This is a genomic window from Ralstonia sp. TCR112 (genome assembly GCF_007997035.1).
Taxonomy (GTDB): Bacteria; Pseudomonadota; Gammaproteobacteria; order Burkholderiales; family Burkholderiaceae; genus Ralstonia; species Ralstonia edaphi.
In genome coordinates this window covers 1-16,148 of the sequence record NZ_VOSS01000066.1, presented here as the reverse complement: position 1 = coordinate 16,148, position 16,148 = coordinate 1, and the positions used below count along the sequence as shown (strand labels likewise).

14 protein-coding genes, 1 tRNA gene and 2 pseudogenes are annotated in these 16,148 nt (G+C 59.9%); 5 read left to right on the top strand and 12 right to left on the bottom strand.

From position 1 onward, the window contains the following. Nucleotides 1–147: 147 nt before the first annotated feature. The 5 genes from FUT88_RS16205 to FUT88_RS16185 all read left to right on the top strand — a co-directional run bounded on the left by FUT88_RS16205 (nucleotide 148) and on the right by FUT88_RS16185 (nucleotide 8,006). Nucleotides 148–621: a hypothetical protein gene (locus tag FUT88_RS16205; protein WP_147216633.1), complete on the top strand. Its 474-nt coding sequence runs from the start codon at nucleotides 148–150 to the stop codon at nucleotides 619–621. Nucleotides 622–909: 288 nt separating this feature from the next. After that, nucleotides 910–2,469 carry a type I restriction-modification system subunit M gene (locus FUT88_RS16200; RefSeq protein ID WP_147216631.1) on the top strand — a complete coding sequence of 520 codons (1,560 nt, stop codon included), beginning with the start codon at nucleotides 910–912 and terminating at the stop codon, nucleotides 2,467–2,469. After that, nucleotides 2,466–3,647 carry a restriction endonuclease subunit S gene (locus tag FUT88_RS16195; RefSeq protein ID WP_147216629.1) on the top strand — a complete coding sequence of 394 codons (1,182 nt, stop codon included), beginning with the start codon at nucleotides 2,466–2,468 and terminating at the stop codon, nucleotides 3,645–3,647. The genes FUT88_RS16200 and FUT88_RS16195 overlap by 4 nt, the downstream gene beginning before the upstream one ends. A gap of 1 nt (nucleotide 3,648) precedes the next feature. Beyond that, entirely contained in the window at nucleotides 3,649–4,911 is a 1,263-nt protein-coding gene (locus FUT88_RS16190) for an AAA family ATPase (protein ID WP_147216627.1), read from the top strand. Then, nucleotides 4,908–8,006: a type I restriction endonuclease subunit R gene (locus tag FUT88_RS16185; RefSeq protein ID WP_147216625.1), complete on the top strand. Its 3,099-nt coding sequence runs from the start codon at nucleotides 4,908–4,910 to the stop codon at nucleotides 8,004–8,006. The genes FUT88_RS16190 and FUT88_RS16185 overlap by 4 nt, the downstream gene beginning before the upstream one ends. 97 nt (nucleotides 8,007–8,103) lie before the next feature. Here the strand turns inward: FUT88_RS16185 and FUT88_RS16180 are convergent. From FUT88_RS16180 to FUT88_RS26770, 12 genes and pseudogenes are all read right to left on the bottom strand, one after another. Beyond that, nucleotides 8,104–8,179: transfer RNA gene (locus FUT88_RS16180), tRNA-Ala, on the bottom strand. 48 nt (nucleotides 8,180–8,227) lie between these two features. Then, nucleotides 8,228–9,949, bottom strand: a complete 1,722-nt coding sequence (gene soxB, locus FUT88_RS16175) for a thiosulfohydrolase SoxB (protein ID WP_147216624.1) — start codon at nucleotides 9,947–9,949, stop codon at nucleotides 8,228–8,230. Then, nucleotides 9,946–10,445, bottom strand: a pseudogene (locus tag FUT88_RS16170) (TlpA disulfide reductase family protein). The gene soxB and the pseudogene FUT88_RS16170 overlap by 4 nt, the downstream one beginning before the upstream one ends. Nucleotides 10,446–10,457: 12 nt before the next feature. Further along, nucleotides 10,458–11,114, bottom strand: coding sequence for a sulfur oxidation c-type cytochrome SoxX (soxX, locus tag FUT88_RS16165; protein ID WP_147216622.1), 657 nt, complete (start codon nucleotides 11,112–11,114; stop codon nucleotides 10,458–10,460). Then, nucleotides 11,111–11,911 carry a sulfur oxidation c-type cytochrome SoxA gene (gene soxA, locus FUT88_RS16160; protein WP_147216635.1) on the bottom strand — a complete coding sequence of 267 codons (801 nt, stop codon included), beginning with the start codon at nucleotides 11,909–11,911 and terminating at the stop codon, nucleotides 11,111–11,113. The genes soxX and soxA overlap by 4 nt, the downstream gene beginning before the upstream one ends. A gap of 40 nt (nucleotides 11,912–11,951) precedes the next feature. Then, nucleotides 11,952–12,407: a DsrE family protein gene (locus FUT88_RS16155; protein WP_147216620.1), complete on the bottom strand. Its 456-nt coding sequence runs from the start codon at nucleotides 12,405–12,407 to the stop codon at nucleotides 11,952–11,954. A 16-nt stretch (nucleotides 12,408–12,423) separates the two neighbouring features. Next, nucleotides 12,424–12,735 (bottom strand): thiosulfate oxidation carrier complex protein SoxZ, encoded by a 312-nt coding sequence (gene soxZ / locus FUT88_RS16150; protein WP_147216618.1) that lies wholly within the window; start codon nucleotides 12,733–12,735, stop codon nucleotides 12,424–12,426. Between the two features lie 16 nt (nucleotides 12,736–12,751). Further along, entirely contained in the window at nucleotides 12,752–13,222 is a 471-nt protein-coding gene (gene soxY / locus FUT88_RS16145) for a thiosulfate oxidation carrier protein SoxY (protein ID WP_147216616.1), read from the bottom strand. A gap of 10 nt (nucleotides 13,223–13,232) precedes the next feature. Continuing rightward, a complete protein-coding gene (locus FUT88_RS16140; RefSeq protein WP_012436693.1) occupies nucleotides 13,233–13,580 on the bottom strand; it encodes a c-type cytochrome in 348 nt (115 codons plus the stop codon). A gap of 161 nt (nucleotides 13,581–13,741) precedes the next feature. Further along, complete coding sequence (locus tag FUT88_RS16135) at nucleotides 13,742–14,629, bottom strand: EamA family transporter (RefSeq protein ID WP_027680509.1); 888 nt, start codon at nucleotides 14,627–14,629, stop codon at nucleotides 13,742–13,744. Nucleotides 14,630–14,750: 121 nt separating this feature from the next. After that, nucleotides 14,751–16,041, bottom strand: a pseudogene (locus FUT88_RS16130) (NAD(P)/FAD-dependent oxidoreductase). Continuing rightward, a partial coding sequence (locus FUT88_RS26770) for a c-type cytochrome (RefSeq protein WP_410003887.1) occupies nucleotides 16,038–16,148 on the bottom strand: 111 nt, incomplete at its 5' end. The pseudogene FUT88_RS16130 and the gene FUT88_RS26770, both read right to left, overlap by 4 nt.

The following is a 16,148-nucleotide window of genomic DNA, read 5'->3' as shown; positions in this document are numbered from 1 at the left end:
TGGCGTGAGCGGGCTTGCCCGCCCCATGCGCGGATGTGGTTTCCGTTCAAAGTTGTGGAACAGCATTGCGATACGCCGCAGCGGTAGCCAACCTCACCGCGTTGTGCCAATCGGCATGACGTTGATATCCGTTTTAGAAGGAACGCAATGTCTCAGAACTTGATCTCGTTTCAACCGAGCGCCACCGACCTGACCGCCATTGACGGTGCGCTGAAGACACTGGAAGAGAAGCTCGTCGGCCTGATCGGCCTGTCAGTCGAGCAGCGCAGCACGCTCATGAAGATGGGCGACAAATCCGAAGCGTTCTGCCGCCAGGCCGTGGAACTGCTGAGCAACAACCCCAGCGTGCTTCCTGCCAATTTCAACCTGCAGGAAATGCGACGTGACCTGGTGGGCTTCGACACCCTGCGCCCTCGCCTCGCTCGCATGGAGAAGTTGCTGGAAAGGATGGAGGATTCCCAACTGGCAATGGGCAGTGACCTGATGACGGCCGCGCTGGAGGGTTACACGTACCTGAAGGTTGCGGGCAAAGGGGAAGGGTTGGAATCGGCGCGACGGACGCTGTCGGCGCGGTTTAGCCGGGGGCCACGGAAGAAGGTGGAGGAGGTGGCTGGGGAGTGAGGTGAGGGGCTGCTGATGTTTTGATGCGGCCAAGATGGGAGAAAGCCCGCGATGCTGAGAGGCTCGCGGGCTTTTTGTTGGCATCGAAACGCAAGCTCGATCGAACCCGGCTCTAAGCCCTAGCTACGTCGGTGTTGTAGCCCAAGCTGTGTCGCATAATGTCACAGTTTGATGATGTGACTCGTTGGCGATGTATGGGAGCTGAAAACCCGTAACGCGCCAAGTTATCGACCACGAGTCGGCGCATCGAAAGAATAGAAAACTACGAATCGAAACAGGAATAACACTATGACCAGCACTCAACAACGTGCAGCTTTACAACGGCAAATCTGGCAGATCGCCAACGATGTCCGTGGTGCTGTCGATGGCTGGGATTTCAAGCAATACGTGCTTGGGACGCTGTTCTACCGCTTCATCAGCGAAAATTTCATCGACTACATTACCGGCGGAGACCCCGCTGTCAATTACCCGGCCATGGCGGACGATGACAAAAACATCGCCGCAGCTAAAGACGACGCGATCAAGACCAAGGGCTACTTCATCTACCCCAGCCAGCTGTTCGTCAATGTCGCGGCCAACGCCAGCACCAACGAGAGCCTGAACACCGAGCTGGCCGACATCTTTGCCGCCATTGAGGCTTCAGCGAACGGCTACCCCTCCGAGCACGACATCAAAGGTCTGTTTGCTGACTTCGACACCACCAGCAATCGCCTCGGCAACACCGTCAAAGACAAGAACGCCCGCTTGGCTGCCGTGCTCAAAGGCGTGGCGGAGCTGGACTTCGGCAGCTTCGACGCCAGCCACATCGACCTGTTCGGGGATGCCTACGAGTTCCTCATCTCGAACTACGCCGCCAATGCCGGCAAATCGGGCGGTGAGTTTTTCACGCCGCAGCATGTATCCAAGCTGATCGCGCTGCTTGCGATGCACAAGCAAACAAGCGTCAATAAGATTTATGACCCCGCCTGCGGCTCGGGCTCGCTGTTGCTGCAAGCCAAGAAGCACTTCGATCAGCACTTGATCGAAGACGGCTTCTTCGGGCAAGAAATCAACCACACCACGTACAACCTGGCGCGGATGAACATGTTCTTGCACAACGTGAACTACGACAAGTTCAACATTCAGTTGGGCAACACGTTGGAGGAGCCGCATTTCGCTGACGACCGGCCATTTGATGCCATCGTTTCCAACCCGCCGTATTCGGTGAAATGGATCGGCAGCGACGACCCCACCCTTATCAACGACGAACGCTTTGCCCCGGCTGGCGTACTCGCGCCCAAGTCCAAAGCGGACTTTGCCTTTGTATTGCACGCGCTCAACTATCTCTCCAGCAAAGGCCGCGCTGCGATTGTCTGTTTCCCTGGTATTTTCTACCGGGGCGGTGCCGAGCAGAAAATCCGCCAGTATCTGGTGGATAACAACTACGTCGAAACCGTGATTTCGCTCGCACCCAACCTTTTTTACGGCACCACCATCGCGGTGAACATTCTGGTGCTGGCGAAAAACAAGAAAGACACTACTACTCAGTTCATCGACGCCAGCGGGCTATTCAAGAAAGAAGCCAATAACAACGTCCTGCTGGATACGCATATCGAGCAAATCATGGCCGTGTTCGACAGCAAGGCAAACGTCGATCACTTTGCCAAGTCGGTGCCGTTAGAGGAAGTGGTTGCCAAGGAATACAACCTGTCGGTTAGTAGCTATGTCGAGGCCAAAGACACCCGCGAAGTGGTGGACATTGCCCAGCTCAATGCCGAGCTGAAAATCACCGTCGCCAAGATCGACCAGCTACGCAAAGACATCGACGCCATCGTCGCCGAGATCGAAGGCGAGGAGTTGGAGGCATGAGCGGCGTGAATTTCTTGGAAAAGCTGCTGGATGGCGTCGAGATAGGGTGGTTGCCACTCGGAAGTGTCACAAACTACGAACAACCAACGAAATACTTGGTGGCAGCGAAGAACTACAGTGACGAATATGAAACTCCCGTTCTGACGGCTGGAAAAACTTTTTTGCTTGGCTACACGGACGAAGAGGATGGCATTTATAAGGCCTCCGAAAGCCCCGTAATCATCTTTGACGATTTTACAACGGCCAACAAATGGGTCGATTTTGATTTCAAAGTCAAATCGTCAGCCATGAAGATGATCACATCAAGCGATGAAGAGAAAATATCGCTTAAGTATATTTATTATTGGTTGAACACACTTCCAAGCGATTTTGTCGATGGCGACCACAAACGTCAGTGGATCGGGAACTATACGAACAAGAAAGTTCCCATCCCCTGCCCATACAACCCAAAGAAATCGCTTGAAATCCAAGCCGAAATCGTCCGCATACTGGACACATTCACCGAGCTGACCGCCGAGCTGACCGCCGAGCTGACCGCACGCAAAAAACAATACAACTACTATCGTGATCAGTTGTTGAGTTTTGAAGATGGGGAGGTGGAGTGGAAGTCGCTAGAAGACATCTTCGACATCTTCGCGGGCGGAGATGCCCCAAAAGACGCTCTATCCGCTGTGCAGACGGAAGAGTTCAATGTTCCGATTCTTTCGAATGGAATTGGCGATAAATCGCTATACGGCTGGACCAACAAGGCCAAGATCGAAAAGCCTAGTTTAACCATTTCGGCACGCGGAACCATTGGATGGACGAGCTACCGGGATGTGCCATTCTTTCCAATCGTGCGGCTTTTGGTCTTGACACCTAAAACCAAGGTCAACCTGAAGTACGCCTACTACTTCATGAAGACGGTCGAAAATGATTACAAGGTTCCTGAAGCGGGTATACCTCAACTTACCAAGCCAATGCTGAAGGACATAAAAATCCCACTACCATGCCATGGAGATCCTGAGAAATCGCTCGCCGAACAAGCTCGCATCGTCGCCATCCTTGAAAAATTCGATGCTCTGACGAACTCCATCACTGAAGGCTTGCCGCGTGAAATCGAGTTACGCCAGAAGCAATACGAGTACTACCGCGACTTGCTTTTGAGCTTCTCCAAGCCGGAAGAAGCGGAGGCATAACATGGGGAAGACGCTCAAAGAAATTGCCCAGCAGCTGAGCACGCCCAAGCTCGTTCAAAGAACAGTCCCAGAAACGACGAAGGTAGTAGAAGAGGCAAAACCACTTCCAAAAGTTCAACTCATTTACGCCTTCAACGGTACAGGCAAAACGCGCCTTTCAAGGGAACTAAAGGAACTGTTCCTGCCAGTAGCCAGAAATGAAGATGAACAACGCTCTGAATTATCAAATAAGAGAGTCATTTACTACAGCGCATTCACCGAGGACTTGTTCTATTGGGACAACGACCTGGCCTTAGACAAAAAGCCAAGATTATTGATCCGGCCGAACTCTTTCACGCGCTGGGTACTGGAAGAGCAGGGCCAAGATCAGAACATTGTTGCCAATTTTCAACGTTACACAAGTGACAAGCTAACGCCACGCTTCAACGAAGAATACAAGTACACCGACGAGAACAATAGAGAGGTCGTTGTTAAGGCATTTTCCGAGGTAACCTTCTCCTTGGAGGGCGGCAACGAAGCGCAGGCAGAACGATTGAAAATTTCGAAGGGAGAGGAAAGCAACTTCATTTGGAGTGTTTTCTACACACTTCTTGAACTTGCCATTTCTACGCTCAACGATATTCAGCCCGACTTCCCAGAGGCAACGCCATTCGACAACCTTGAGTATGTGTTTATAGATGATCCAGTCAGCTCTCTAGATGACAATCATCTTATTCACTTGGCGGTCGATTTGGCGCAACTTATCAAGTCAAACAAAACCGACATCAAATTCATCGTCACCACGCACAGCCCGGTATTTTTTAATGTGCTGTGCAATGAGTTTGGAAGCGATGAGAAAACGGAGCGCTACAGCTGGAAATCAAAATGGTTTAGTAAGTCGCGCCTAGAGAAGAACGAAGACGGCAGCGTTGATCTGGTCGAGCAACCAAACGACTCCCCGTTTGCTTATCACCTTCATCTGCTTTCCAAGCTAGAAGAGGCAATACAGAGTGATCAGGTTGAAAAATATCACTTTAACCTTCTAAGAAATATCCTCGAAAAGACCGCGACATTTCTCGGATATAAGAGGTGGGAGCAATTACTTCCCCGAACGGATGATGGTCTACCAAATCCGAATGCGAAAAGAATTGTCAACTTCTCAAGCCATTCGAAGCATGCGGCTGATGAGGTGCAACCGCTGGAACCGGAAGAAAAGGCGCTCCTAGCGAGATTGGTTAGGCACATTGTTGAGCAGCACCGATTCAGGCAGGACGAAACCGCATGATCGAATACACCCCTATCGCAGAGTCGAAGGACTTCATCGTTCTGGACCAGTACACCCGCGAGTCGAAGGTCGCCGAGAGCTACCAGAGCGAAAGCGATCTGGAGCATGAGCTGATCCAGGATCTGGTTAGCCAAGGCTACGAGTTCGCCTCGGCTATCAAGACGCCTGCCGACTTACTGGCGAATGTGCGCACCCAACTGCAAGCACTCAACGCCGTGCAGTTCACCGATGGCGAGTGGTCGCGCTTTGTTGAGACTTGGCTGGAGAAGCCCAGCGATGGCATCGTGGAGAAGACCCGCAAGATCCACAACGACTACATCCACGACTTTGTCTTTGACGACGGGCGTATCCAGAACATCTATCTGGTGGACAAGAAGAACGTCACTCGCAACAAGGTGCAGGTCATCAAGCAGTTCGAGCAGACGGGCACGCACGCCAACCGCTATGACGTGACGATTTTGGTCAATGGCTTGCCGCTGGTGCAGGTGGAGCTGAAAAAGCGCGGCGTGGCGATTCGGGAAGCCTTTAACCAGGTGCATCGCTACAGCAAGGAAAGCTTCAACAGTGAGCATTCGCTGTTCAAGTATTTGCAGCTGTTTGTGATCTCCAACGGCACCGACAGCCGCTATTTCGCCAACACCACGGCACGCAACAAGAATAGTTTCGACTTCACCATGAACTGGGCGAAGTCGGACAACACTCTGATCAAGGACCTGAAGGACTTCACGGCCACCTTCTTTCAGAAACACACCTTGCTCAATGTGCTGCTGCATTACTCGGTGTTCGACGTCAGCAACACGCTGCTGGTGATGCGGCCTTACCAGATCGCCGCCACGGAACGCATTCTGTGGAAGATCAACAGCAGTCATCAGGCCAAAAACTGGAGCAACACAGAAAGCGGCGGCTTCATCTGGCACACCACCGGCAGCGGCAAGACCCTAACCAGCTTCAAGGCAGCGCGCTTGGCCACCGAGCTGGACTTCATCGATAAGGTGTTCTTCGTGGTGGACCGCAAGGATCTGGACTACCAGACCATGAAGGAATACCAACGCTTCTCGCCGGACAGCGTGAATGGCTCGGACAGCACCGCTGGCCTGAAGCGCAATCTGGAGAAGGACGACAACAAGATTGTCGTCACCACCATCCAGAAGCTCAACAACCTGATGAAGAGCGAGGAGGATTTGCCGATCTACGGCAAGCAAGTGGTGTTCATTTTTGATGAGTGCCATCGCAGCCAGTTTGGTGAAGCACAGAAAAATCTGAAGAAGAAGTTCAAGAAGTTCTGTCAGTTTGGTTTTACTGGCACGCCAATTTTCCCGGAAAACGCCTTGGGTGCTGAAACCACTGCCAGCGTGTTTGGCCGTGAACTGCATTCGTATGTGATCACCGATGCGATTCGCGATGAAAAGGTGTTGAAGTTCAAGGTCGACTACAACGATGTGCGCCCGCAGTTCAAGGCCATCGAAACGGAGCAGGACGAGAAGAAACTGAGCGCGGCGGAAAACAAGCAAGCCCTGCTGCACCCCGACCGCATCCGCGAAATCACCCAATACATCCTGAACAATTTCCGGCAGAAGACCCACCGTCTGCACGCAGGTAACAAGGGCTTCAACGCGATGTTCGCGGTCAGTAGTGTCGACGCAGCGAAGCTGTATTACGAGAGCTTCAAGGACTTGCAGAAGGGGAGCGACAAGCCGCTGAAGGTGGCCACCATCTTCTCGTTCGCTGCCAACGAAGAGCAGGATGCCATCGGCGACATTCAGGACGAGACCTTTGATGTTTCTGCCATGAATAGCAGCGCCAAAGAGTTTTTGAGCGCGGCCATTGCAGACTACAACGCATTGTTCAAAGCCAACTTCAGCGTCGATAGCAATGGCTTCCAGAACTATTACCGTGATCTGGCCAAGCAGGTTAAAGCCAAGGAAATCGACCTACTGATCGTGGTCGGCATGTTCCTGACGGGCTTTGACGCGCCCACGCTGAACACCCTGTTTGTGGACAAGAACCTGCGGTACCACGGCCTAATGCAGGCCTACTCGCGTACCAACCGCATCTTCGATGCCACTAAAACCTTCGGCAATATCGTCACATTCCGCGACCTAGAGCAGGCGACCATCAACGCCATCACCCTGTTCGGTGATAAGAACACCAAGAACGTGGTTTTGGAGAAGAGCTACAAGGAGTACATGGAAGGCTTCACGGATGCGACTACCGGTGAAGCGCGGCGTGGCTTTGTCGACGTGGTGAAGGATTTGGAAGCGCGCTTCCCCGACCCCGCGGCCATTGAAAAGGAGGCTGACAAGAAAGCTTTTGCCAAGCTGTTCGGCGAATATTTGCGCGTAGAGAACGTGCTGCAGAACTATGACGAGTTCGCCAGCCTGAAGGAATTGCAAAGCGTCGATATGACCGACCCGGCAGCGGTGGAGGCGTTCAAGGCCAAGCACTATCTGACCGACGACGATCTGGCCGAACTGCAAGCTATCAAGCTTCCCTCAGAGCGAAAAATTCAGGATTACCGCTCCACCTACAACGATGTGCGGGACTGGCTGCGCCGCGAAAAAGCGGGGGCTGAGAAGGAAAAATCGACCATCGACTGGGATGACGTGGTCTTTGAGGTGGACCTGCTCAAATCTCAGGAGATCAACCTGGACTACATCCTGGAGTTGATCTTCGAGCACAACAAGAAGGTGAAGAGCAAGTCGGAGTTGGTGGATGAGGTGCGCCGCGTAATTCGCGCAAGCCTGGGCAACCGCGCCAAAGAGAGCTTGCTGGTGGACTTCATCAATCAGACCGATCTGGACCAGATTGGCGATAAAGCCAGTGTGATTGATGCCTTCTTCACTTTTGCCCAAGCGGAACAGCAGCGCGAGGCGCAGGAGTTGATCACCGAGGAGAGCCTGAATACGGAGGCAGCGAGGCGCTATATCGCCACCTCGCTCAAACGGGAATTTGCCAGTGAGAATGGCACTGAGCTCAATGCCCTCTTGCCCAAGATGAGTCCGCTGAATCCGCAGTACCTGTCCAAAAAGCAAAACGTATTTCGGAAGATCGCCGCTTTCGTAGAAAAGTTTAAGGGCGTCGGCGGAACGGTCTAACCAACCTTTCACGCGGGCTAGGTAGGCGAACCTCCACCAACACTGGAGACAACGGGCAAATAAAAAAAACCAACCGAAAACGGTTGGTTTTTTTATGTGGTGGACCGAAGGAGGATCGAACTCCCGACCTCCGCATTGCGAACGCGGCGCTCTCCCAGCTGAGCTATCGGCCCGTGGAAAATGAGTCTACCCGAACTCCCCGGGCCCTTTCAATCGGGGGTTTAACCCGCGTTTTCCATGCCCGGATTGCCGTCCATACCGACAATGCGCGGCGTGTTCAGCGGCCTTGCGGTCACTTCGCGCTGGTCGCGCAGCCAGTCGGCCAGCACGTCCCACACGGGGCGCCCGCCGGCCTTGCGGGCTTCGGGCGATACGGCGGCCCAGCCGGCCACCTTGTAGCGGCGGTCGGCGTCGATGGGCTTGCCGCTTCCCGGCCCCAGGCGCATGTCAGTAATGCGCTGGCCCATCGGCTTGGTGGGGTCGATGGTGTAGCGCAGGCCGCCGGTGCGCACCATGTCGCCGCCCTGCTGGTAGTACGGATCTGGGTTGAACAGGTTGTCGGCCACGTCTTCCAGCACGGTCTTGATGGTGGCGCCCGTCATCTCGGTCAGCGTGGTGGCCGGGTAGGTGATGGCGGTCTGGGCCATCAGCGCTTCCATGGTCAGGGCCTCGCCGGGCAGCAGCGTGGTGCCCCAGCGGAAGCCGGGCGAGAAGGCAATCTCGGCGCCCTGCGCGTGCATCAGGCCATCAACGATGAGCTGGTCGAACGTGCCGTTGAAGTTGCCGCGCCGGTACAGCAGCCCGCGGTTGGTGGCCAGCGTTTCGCCCAGCTTGTCTTGGTACGGCGCACGCACGCGGTCAATGAGCGCCGTCATGGCGGGGTCGGCCGGCAGCAGATCGGCAAACACGGGCAGCAGCGTATAGCGGATGTCGCGCACGGTGCCGCCGCGCACATCCAGATCGAGCACGCCGACAAACTTGCCGTTGGCGCCCGCGTTGGTGACGAGCGTCACGCCGCCCGCGTTGCTGACCTTGACGGGCGCGGGCACCGCATCGTGCGTGTGCCCGCCCAGGATGGCGTCCAACCCGCGCACGCGCGAGGCCAGCTTCAGGTCGACATCCATGCCGTTGTGCGACAGCAGCACGACCACCTTGGCGCCCTTGCCGCGCGCCTCGTCAATCATCTTCTGCAGCCGTTCTTCCTGAATGCCGAAGGTCCAGTCGGGCGTGAAATCGGCTGGGTGCGCGATCGGCGTGTACGGAAACGCCTGCCCGATGATGGCGACCGGCACGCCGTTCAGCTCGCGCAGCACGTAGGGGTCGAACACCGGGTCGCCAAAGTCGGCGGTCTGGATGTTCTGCGCAACAAAGGCGACCTTGTTCTTGAAATCGTGATCGACCACGTGGCGCACGCGGTCGGCGCCGTAAGTCATCTCCCAATGCGGGGTCATGACGTCCACGCCCAGCGCAAGGGCCGCGTCGACCATGTCCTGGCCGTTGGTCCACAACGCGGTGGCGGAGCCCTGCCAGGTGTCGCCGCCGTCCAGCAGCAGCGCATTGGGGCGCGTGGCGCGCAGGCGCTTGATGAGCGTGGCCAGATGCGCGAAGCCGCCCATGCGGCCGTAGCGGCGGGCGGCCTCGGTAAAGTCCAGCGCGGTAAAGGCATGCGCGGCGCGCGAGCCCGGCGCAATGCCGTACCGCTTGAGCAGCGCGTGCCCGACCAGATGCGGCGGCTGCCCCGCCCATTGCGCCACGCCCAGGTTGACGCTGGGCTCGCGGTATTCAATGGGCAGCAACTGCGCGTGGCAATCGGTGAAGTGCAGCAGGTGGACGTTGCCAAAGCGCGGCACGTCGTAGCTGAACGTATCGGCGTGGGCGTCGGTCAGGCGCAGGCCGGCGGCTGCGGCAATCGCCAGGGCTTGAACGAATTCGCGGCGGTTCATTGTTTGGGGCTGTGTGCGTAGCGGGCGAGGTCGGCTACGTCGTCTTCCAGCATCTCGCCGACTTCCTTGCGCACCACGCGGCCCTTGGCGTCGAGCACGAGCAGTTCGGGCAGGCCCTTGCGCGGGCCGGTGGCGGCGCACAGCGCGTCGGTTTCCATCGCTACGGGGAAGGTGAAGCCGCGCTTGGCGACGTAGTCCTTCGCGAGCTGCGGGTTGGCGTCGATGCTGATGGTGAGGATGCGCAGGCCGGTGCCGCGCGTGGCGTCGTACAGCTTTTGCAGGCGCGGGTTCTGCAGCGCGCAGAACGGGCACCACGATGCCCACGTGGCGATGATGACGGGGTGCCCGCGCCACGCATCGCCCGGCACGCGCGTGCCGTCGAGCAATTGCACGTCGGCAGCGCCACCACATCGCCCACTTCGACGGCCTGCGCGGTGCTTGCGGCAAACACCGTCGCCGCTGCCGCCCACATCAGGAACCGTCGAAGCGTGTGCATGGCGTTATCGGCTTACTGGTTCACTGGCGATGCCGGATCGAACAACAGCGCCATTACGTCACGGATCTGCTGCTCGGTCAGGATGCCCTTGTGCCCGAAGCGCGGCATGTTGGAGCACGCCGCATACGCGTTGGAGTTGTAGATCTTGCCCCAGGTGTAGCGCAGGATCGCCTCGGAATCGCCACGCAGCTTGCCGTACTGATACAGCGAGGGGCCGATGGTGCCGTAAGACAGTTCGTCTTTCGACAGGCGGTGGCACGCGTAGCAGTTGGCGCCGTTCGCGCCGCCGGCCGGATCGGAGAACTGCATGCCGCGGCCGCTCTGCGCGGTCTTCTCGCCTTCCTTCCAGTCGCCCAGCCATTTGTTGTCTGCGGGGTAATGGATGGTCTTGAATTGCGCGTCTTCCAGCTTCTTGGCAACCGCAGCGGGCACGGCGTTGCGGTCGGCAAACTGGCTGCAGACCTTTTGCACGTCGTCGCGCTCGGTCACGCCTTCCACGGTGGCCGGGCCCTTGGAGACAAAGCTCTCCTGGATGACCTTGGCGAGCGCGGCATCTGCCTTCGCATCGGGCTTAGGCGCGGTGATGGCCTTGGCGGCATCCGCAGCGTGTGCGGTGCCTGCAACCAGTGCCAACGCAATGAGGGTCAGTCGGAACATGCGTGGCCTCATCGTTTGATCGACGGCGCGTCCATCTTGCCGCCGTTGGCGTTGCGGGCGAGGAACATCTCCAGCGCGGTAATCACCTCGCTGCCGTAGAGCGGTTCCGGAAAGCGCTGCTGGCGCAGGCAGTCGTACAGGCGGTGCTGCATCGTGCGGACCTCGCCCTGCGAGACGCGATACCCCGGCCAGGTGGAATACGCAAAGCGCGCGCCGTCGGCGGTCAGCAAGTCAGGCAGCTCCTGCAGGCGGATGCGCAAACCCGGCTGGGCGTGGCACGTGGCGCAGGCAAAGTCATACGCGCCGCCACGGTAGAAGAACATGCGGCGGCCGAGTTCGTACGTGCGCTTTTCTTCGGGATGGGCGAGCGGAATGTCGATGGCCGCGCCGCGCGATTCGGAGGCAACGTAGGCCATCAGCCGTTCAATGTCCGACGCCTTGCCCGGCGACGAGAACGGGCGGGCCGATGCCTCTTCCTTGGTCAGCCCTTGCAGCGTCATGCGGCAATGCATGAGGCGCTGTTCGGCGTCCATCACGCGGCCGGTGTCTTTGAAGAAGCGCGGCAGCTTGGCGTAGGCGCCCTTCACCACGCCGGGGCCCAGGCCCAGGTCGCACGCTTCAAGCGAGGCCTGCTTGGGGCCGGCGGGCTTCTTCCAGAGTTCTTCGCCGGCGGCTTCCCAGAGTTCGGCCGGGTTGCCGTCGGCCAGCATCTCGCGGTACTGCGCGATGCCGGCGGCGGTGCTGTCCTTGGCGTCCTGCGCGGATGCCATGACGGCGCTGCCAGCAACCCACGCCGCAGCCAGCACCATCGTCCATGTCTTGTGTTTCACGGTCCCCTCCGTGGGTCGCCTACGGTTTGATATAGGCGAAACCTTCTTCCTGCTGCAAGCGGGTGATTTCCACCACGCCGGCCGGCACCACCTTGGTTTCGAGCAGCAGCTTGTCTTCTGGCACCTTGAAGGCCATCAGCGAGTTATGGCACACGCGAAACTCCACGCCCATGCTGGCAAGCGCCGCCACGGGCGCATCGAAGGTGCGGCCCTGCGCGTCCTTGGCACCTTCAACGAGGAAATCAATGCCGTGGCCCAGCGCCACCACCACGATCTTCGTGCCGGGTGCGCCGTTCAGGTGGTTGCGCAGGTTGCCGATGGCGCGCACGGCCTGGTCGATGCCTTCGCTCAGCTGGTAGACCACCTTGTAGCGGGCACCGGCGCCGCCCGCGCGCGGGGCGTTCTGGGCAGCGGCCTTGCCGGCTACGCCCAAGGCCGCCAGCGCGGCGGTCACACGAAAGAAGCTGCGTCGCATGTGGGCCTCCTGGCGCTTACTGGATCGACGTTTCGTCGGTGCGCTTGTCGCCGTGGTTGTCCACCCACGTGACCGTCACCTTGTCGCCCTTGGCGCCGCCCTTGAACTTGAAATTGAGGAACGGATCTTTCGAAACGGCCGGGCCGAACTGTGCGTCGAGCACCGTCTTGCCGCTGTGCTGCACCGTCACGTTGGTGATGTGCCAGGCCGGCACGATCTTGCCGGACGCGTCTTTGCGCTGGCCGGTTTCCATGTCGTGCTTCATCAGGATCTTCACGTCGGTGGTGCCGCCGTTTTCCATCGCGCGAATGCGCATCGGGTCTGCCATGTTGTTCTCCTGACGTTTAACCGCCGCAGCCACCGAGGGTGACCTTCACTTCCTTGCTCGCGAGCACCCACTTGCCGTTGGCACGCACGGCGGCGTAGACCATCGAGGTCTCGCCCATCTTCACGCGCGTGCTCACAAACGGGTCGGTCCCGGCCGGAATGGCGAACGTGGCGGCCAGCGTGTTCGGGTTCTTTTCGACCAGGATGGCGATGAGGTCGGTGCCCGGCAGCGTGCTCGTCACGACCAGCGGCACCACGGCGCCGTTTTCGGCAATGTCCGGTGCGGTGAGCTGGATGCCGGCACCGCCCTTGTCGACCGCGCCGCCGCCCAGTTGCTTGAGCACGTCGTTCACGCCCTTCACGGCAAAGGCGGCCTTGTTCCACTCGGCGGCCTGGGCCGGCGTGGCAATGCCGGCGGACACCAGCAGCGCCATCATGGCGCCGGCGCGCAGCACGTCGCGGCGGCTCAGGTTGATTGCGTCGTTCATCGTCCGTTCCTCACTTGGCCGGGGCGCCTGCGAGCACCCAGTCGATCACGGTTTTCAGATCGGCATCGGCAATCTTCGGATTGGCCGGCATCGGGATCTGGCCCCAGTTGCCCATGCCGCCCTCGCGCACCTTCTTGATGAGCTTGGCTTGTGCGCCGGCATCGCCCTTGTACTTGGCGGCAACGTCCTGGTAGGCCGGGCCGACGAGCTTACGGTCGACGGCGTGGCAGCCCATGCAGGCGTTCTGGTTGGCGATGGACAAGGCGCGGGCGGCATCAACGGCGGCCAGCGCGGGCGTGGCGGACAGCGCCAGGCCGGCCAGCACCGCCGCAGCGGCGAGCGTGGGGGCGAACTTCATGTGGTCTCCAGAAGACGAGGCTGCCCGCATGCGTGTGCGGGCGAAATGGCGGGAATCGGACCCGGTATTGTGCCCGAAACGGGCCAAATCCTATGTCGCGCCCACAGCAAAACGCCCGGTACCTTCTGGCCCGGGCGCTTGTTGCTGATGGGGGTGTGGCGTCAGGCCATCGCCCTCCGCGCGGCCAGCCGGCCGCCAAACACGTTGAGCAGCAGCCCGGCCATCACCACCGCGCCGCCCAGCCATTGGGCGGCCACCAGGCGCTCGCCCAGCAGCACGGCCGCCGATACCAGCCCCACCACCGGCACCAGCAGCGTGAGCGGCGCAACCTGGCTGGCTGCGTAGCGCGCCAGCAGACGGCTCCACAGGCTGTAGCCGAAGATGGTGGCGCCAAAGGACAGGTAGACGATCGCGCCGATGCTCGACGCGCTGATGTTCGCCAGGCTATGCGCAATCTGCTCCGGCCCCTCCAGCCAGTACGACAGCAGGAAGAACGGAACCGGCGGAATGACGGCGCCCCACACCACCAGGCTCACCACATTTACCGGTCCGACGCGCTTGGTGACGATGTTGCCGCTGGCCCAAGAAAACGCCGCGCACAGCGTCAGCAAGAAGCCAGCGGTGGTCATGCCCGTGACCGAGCCGCCGCCCGCCATGCCGATGACGGCCAGCCCGCCCGCGGCCACCGCCATGCCGGCCAGGTGGAACCAGCGGATCGGCTCGCGCAGCACGATGGCTGCAATCGTCAGCGTAAAGAAGGCCTGCGACTGCAGCACCAGCGAGGCCAGCCCCGCCGGCATGCCCACGTACATGGCAGAGAACAGGAACGCGAACTGCCCGAAGCTGATGGTGGCGCCGTAAGCCACGAGCCACTTGAGCGCAATCTTGGGGCGGGGCACGAACAGCACGGCCGGGAAGGCGACCAGCGCAAAGCGCAGCGCACCCAGCAGCATGGGCGGCACGCCGTGCAGGCCCACCTTGATGACGACAAAGTTGACGCCCCACACCAGCACAACGGTCAGGGCCAGCAGCAGATCCTTTGGAGACATGATGATCGGAAGGTTCGGACGGCCGCCCGTGCGGCCACATGACGCACTGTAGGCGCCGGCCGCTTAGGCGACTTGCACAATCTTGCGCATTGTTTGTGCCGGCGCCTCGGCCTTGCCTTGCTTAGCCCAGCATGTCCGACCAGATGGCGCGGCTCCAGCCTTGCGCCAGCTTGCCCTCGGCGGCCGAAGGTGCATCGGAAAGCCCTCCGGCGCCGGGCACCGTCACCATGGTGTGCTCGGCCGCGTCGTAGCGGTGGACGGTTGCGACGTGCATCGCCTCGTCGGGTGTCGCAAAGCTGTAGCAGGTGTTGGTGTACAGCGGGGACGCATCGGGCGCATGGCCGGCCAGCATCGCTACCACGGCGGCGGCGGCCACCTTGCCGTGCTGGTTGGCCATGTGGCCCGACTTGGGCATCAGCGGCGCGGTCTGGATGGCATCGCCAATCACATGCACGCCCGGCGCAACCTTCGATTCAAACGAGAGGAAATCCACTTCGCACCAGCGCCCGTTGGCCGTCGCCAGCCCGGCCTGCACGGCAATCGCTCCGGCGCGCTGCGGCGGGATCAGGTTGACGACATCGGCCTGCAGGTCGTCCTGCACATCGAACTTGAGCACGCGGCCCGTGGCATCGATGTCGACGGCGTTGTATTGCGGGCGATATTCAATGTGCTGCGGATAGCGCTCGGCCCACACGCGCTTGAACAGCGCGCCCTTGGATGTGACGTCGTCGTTGGCATCGAGAATGAGCACGCGGGAATCGGGCTTGGCGCGCTGCAGCCAGTTGGCGATCAGGCACGCACGCTCGTACGGCGCGGGCGGGCAGCGGTATGGCGCGAGCGGAATGCTGATCGCCACCGTGCCGCCGTTGGGCATGGCTTCGAGCCGATGGCGCAGCGCCAGCGTCTGCGTGCCGGCTTTCCAGGCGTGCGGCGCTTGCGCGGCGGTGGCCGCATTGGCGAGACCGGGAATCGCCCCCGGCACGAAGTCGATGCCGGGCGAGAGGATCAGCCGGTCGTAGTCGAGCGTGCCGCCGCGGCCAGCCGCACCTGCCTGCGCCGGCGTCGATGGCCGAGGCGCGGTCGCGCACCCAGCGCACGCCGTGGCGCCCGACCAGCGCGTCATACGGCACGGTAATCGACGCCAGGTCACGGTCGCCCGACAGGACGAGGTTCGACAGCGGGCACGAGACGAACGCGGCGTTCGGCTCAACCAGCGTGACATCGACACGGCCACCGGAAAACAGGCGCACGTACTTGGCCGCCGTTGCGCCGCCGTATCCACCACCCACCACCACCACACGCGCATTGCGCACGCCCGACAGCGATGCACACGCGGCCAGCGGCCCCGCCAGCGCGGTCGCTCCGAGTGCGCGCAAGAGTGCGCGTCGATCCTTGCGCAGCGATTCGCTCATGGCGTCTCCTGGGGTTGGCGTGACAGCCAGCCGGCAATGGCGGCGATCTGCGCATCGTCATAACCGCGGGCAATCTGGCCCATCACCGTGGACGGGCGCGCGCCGCT